Below are 3,865 nucleotides of genomic sequence, written 5' to 3'. Positions count from 1 at the left end.
GAAAAATCGAATGCCATCATGTCGTGAAAGAGGATGGCACCCTCCCGTGCGTCGCAAGCACGCAGTTCCCCGCGTGCCTCGCGCTCCTCGAAGAACTGTGTCATTGCCTCCTGAAATATACGCGGTCCCCGATCAAACCACGTCTGCCCCACTTGTGGAAAGCGACTCGACTCGGCAATGGCCAGGCGCTGCAGTGCGATAGCCCGGGGATGCAACACAGCTTTGTAGAACGTTTGCCCGATCATGGTCAGCGCCTGACGCAGAGGCAGTGAGAAACCCTCGGAGGCCAGGATTGCGCCGGATATCTCACTGCTAAGATTTTCGAGCGCAGCGATGAAGAGACCCTCTTTGCCCTTGAAATGCTTATAGACGTTGGACTTGGAACCACCCACCTCGGCAACGATCTCATCCAGGGTGACGCGATCATAGCCGCGCGCCAGGAACATGTCTGCTGCAGTGGTCAGTAATTCGCGGCGCCTTTGCGTCGATCTGCTCACGGGTAGACGCGATGACGGTTTCTTCGGGGCAGGGGTCTTTCTAGCAGGCATACGAACCTTCCATGCGTTTTCAATCTAAATTCTGACGCTCTCGACCTAACCGCACCCTGGCTGCGGAAGCAGAACATACAAACACTTGCATTCTAGCAGCCGCCAATGCCGCCAATCTCCGGCGCGCCGGAACTCAAGCCTGAATCATTCACATTCACTGCTGCCGGGTTCAAGCTCTCGCAACAGTCGCGAATCTCCAGTTCGGTGCGCGCCTTTGAAAGACCCTTTGAAGGGAGGCCAGTCTGCGAAAGGTCGCCTCGCCGCTTGCGTCGCCGTCATCGGAACTTTCCTTAATCATACCAGTCGGTACGACCGGTTCAAGGAACTCTCCGCCAATGTTTGCCGATCGTATTCGCGAAGATAGCCCGTGTATCGTGGTTTACCCCGACTCTGTGCTTTTGTTGTCGACATCTAATATACTACTCGAATCGTACTGAGCAGTACTCTTGGTGACTTCTTGAGGCTGACCTGTTTTCCGCGAGCGCACTCTGAGAGATTCGACGCAATGGGTAGTGTCAAAGTACAACTGGGGCTGACTGATCGGACTACGCAGGCCATCGGCGAGACTCTGTCCCGACGCAGGAATACGGGTCGGGCCAACTTGCTGTTTGCCGGGCCGGCGGTGATCGCGTCGAACGCCTACATGGATCCCGGTAATTTCGCCACGAACTTTCAGGCGGGTGCCCGATACGGCTACGCACTGCTTTGGGCAGTGCTCGGTGTCAACGTCGCTGCGATGCTGTTTCAGGCGCTATCGGCCAGACTGGGTATCGACACGAACCGCAACCTCGCCGAAATGTGCCGTGAGCGGTTTCCCACACCGCTGGTTCGTTCGTGAACGGTTGGCTCGAGCCCGTTGCAGCGATTTTTGGAACCGTATTGATCTTGTTTCCCCAACATGATTTTCCTGCTTCAGACCTTCGGCATGAGCGTACCAGGATTGCCGGGCGCCGGATGACGATAGGAGACCACGATGCCAAAAAATAGCAAATCGTATTGGTTTGAAAGTTCGTCATGCGAACTATAGCGTAACAAGAACATTCACCACTAAGCAAAAGAGATGAGATGATCCAGATACCTAAAACAGCCCGACCGGCGCCATTTCAGGTGACTCGTGCAAGCCACCTGACCTTTACAGTTCGAGACCTGGCCCGTAGCCGCGACTTCTATACGGAAGTCGTTGGCCTGACCGTTAGTGATGAGGACCGTGACACGATCTATCTACGAGGCGTTGAAGAGCGATCACATCATAGCTTGATCCTGAAGCGCACAAATGATGCGCCCGCGTGCATCAGGACCGGGCTGCGGACATTTGACGACGAGGACCTGGATAAAGCCAAGTTCTACTTCGAAAAGCGTGGAATCAAAGCCGAATTCGTCGATGCACCGTACCAGGCGCGCACCCTGCATGCTTCCGACATCAGCGGCACTCCGCTAGAGTTTTGCTTTGACATGCCGCGCGTCGAAAGAGTAGATCAGAAGTTCGAGAGCGTTCGGGGCGGGGGTGCGCTTCGCTTCGATCACTACCAGGTCACTGCCCCTGACCTCCAACTCGCAGCAAGCTTTTATGCCGACTTCGGGTTTCGGATTCTCGACTATATGATCGTCGGAGAACAGCCGGTCGGTGTCTTTTTGCACGCCAAAGACTCCCAGTACGATGTGGTCTTCATCCGGCGGCCGGGCCCGGCGTTGCATCATTTTGCGTACGTCGTTCACGGTATTAACGAAATCATGAAGGCCTGCGACGTTGCGGGTAGTCTGGGCTTTGGCGATAACGTGGAGTTCGGACCGGGCAGGCACAGTTTGGGGCATTCGTACTACGTGTACCTGCTCGATCCGGACGGTCATCGCATCGAATTGCTGCCGCCGCCCATCTATTGCGGCGATGCGCAAGACGAACCAATTGTCCATGACCTGACCGGCATCTCCCGGGTAACCGAGTCGTGGGGACTTCCACCGCGGTTGACCTGGCTGACGAACGCCTCCCCCTTCCATGGCGTAGAGCGCACGAGTCCGACGCCCGGAGGACCGGAGCCATCCCTGGAAGCCTATCTGGGCATGAGCTGAGTGTGCCTGACGTAGTCGAGTAGCGGATCGTGGCTCATGAGAGCAACGATAAATCTGATTTGATCAAAGTGAAGGCATTTAGATATGGCACGTATCCCCTATGTGAACAGAGAGACCATACCGGACGGCAGAACGGATCTTTACGACCGGCTGATTGCTGAACGGGGTCCCAATCCCGAGAACATTTTCCTGGCGTTGGCTAACGCCCCAGCACTCACGGAGGCGGTTCTCGGAATGGCAACCGCGCTGCGCAAGCAGACCTCTTTCCCCAGAGTCTTCCGCGAACTTGCCGTCGTGACGGTAGGGATCGTGGCCAATGCGCCCTATGAGGTGGACCACCATTGGAATGCGGCTTTGAGCGCGGGCGTGCGACGCGAACAGCTCGAGAGCCTGGAGGACTTTGAGAAATCGGAACACTTCACGGCCGAGGAACGTGCCGTGATTCGTCTGGCGAGAGAAGTCAGCCTCGATGGACATGTCAAAGACGGCACTTGGGACGCCACCGCGTTCCTTGGTCAGCAACAACGCCTCGAGCTACTTGTAACAATCGCCTGGTACAACTGCGTCGTTCGTGTTCTTCTGCCCTTGCAGATCGAAAAAGAATCTTGGTTCGTGCGCCGATAGTCTTATCCCCCAGATAGAAGATTACCCGATGAAATTACTTCGCTATGGTCCTCAAGGCCAGGAACTTCCGGCCATACTCGCCGCTGATGGTTCAGTGCGCGCCCTGAGCCCGATTATCAAAGATATCGACGAGTCCGTGCTCTCCGCTGAGGGCATGCGTTTTCTCGAAGCGCTCGATCCACTAAAGCTGCCGAGGGTTGATGCCCCTGGGCGCATCGGCTCGCCGCTTGGCGACGTCAAGGAGATCATCGCGATTGGGCTGAATTACCGCCAGCATGCGCTGGAAGCCAGCTTGCCCATCCCCTCCGAGCCGGTGGTCTTCTTTAAATCGACGTCGTCGATTTGTGGACCCGACGACGACATACTCTTGCCGCCCGGCTCGATCAGTACTGACTGGGAGATCGAGCTCGGAATCGTCATTGGCAGGACCGCTTCGCGCATCGACAAAAGCGCGGCGCGCAAGTGCGTCGCCGGATACGTCATGGTCAACGACGTGTCCGACCGGCATTGGCAGGTAGAGCGGGGCGGTCAATGGAGCAAAGGCAAAAGCTTCGATACCTTCACGCCAGTCGGCCCGTGGCTGGTCAGTGCGGGCGAAATGCGCGAGCCTGGGTCGCTCGAACTGG

General features: G+C 56.7%; 4 protein-coding genes and 1 pseudogene. 4 read left to right on the top strand and 1 reads right to left on the bottom strand.

From position 1 onward, the window contains the following. Window positions 1-446, bottom strand: a 446-nt coding sequence (locus JWR14_RS24050; protein ID WP_299713058.1) for a TetR/AcrR family transcriptional regulator, incomplete at its 3' end; no start/stop codon positions are given. 607 nt (window positions 447-1,053) lie between these two features. On the opposite strand from JWR14_RS24050, the pseudogene JWR14_RS24045 reads away from it, so the two are divergent. The 4 genes and pseudogenes from JWR14_RS24045 to JWR14_RS24030 form a co-directional block, all read left to right on the top strand. Then, window positions 1,054-1,377: pseudogene (locus tag JWR14_RS24045) on the top strand (Nramp family divalent metal transporter); the annotation flags it as partial. 236 nt (window positions 1,378-1,613) lie between these two features. Next, window positions 1,614-2,615 carry a VOC family protein gene (locus JWR14_RS24040; RefSeq protein ID WP_299713055.1) on the top strand — a complete coding sequence of 334 codons (1,002 nt, stop codon included), beginning with the start codon at window positions 1,614-1,616 and terminating at the stop codon, window positions 2,613-2,615. An 84-nt stretch (window positions 2,616-2,699) separates the two neighbouring features. After that, a complete protein-coding gene (locus JWR14_RS24035) occupies window positions 2,700-3,239 on the top strand; it encodes a carboxymuconolactone decarboxylase family protein (RefSeq protein ID WP_299713052.1) in 540 nt (179 codons plus the stop codon). 28 nt (window positions 3,240-3,267) lie between these two features. Next, a partial coding sequence (locus JWR14_RS24030; protein ID WP_299713049.1) for a fumarylacetoacetate hydrolase family protein occupies window positions 3,268-3,865 on the top strand: 598 nt, incomplete at its 3' end.

It is taken from the genome of Caballeronia sp., from assembly GCF_028292365.1.
GTDB lineage: Bacteria > Pseudomonadota > Gammaproteobacteria > Burkholderiales > Burkholderiaceae > Caballeronia.
Note: the sequence above shows the minus strand (reverse complement) of the source record. Positions and strands in the feature narration are given on the sequence as shown.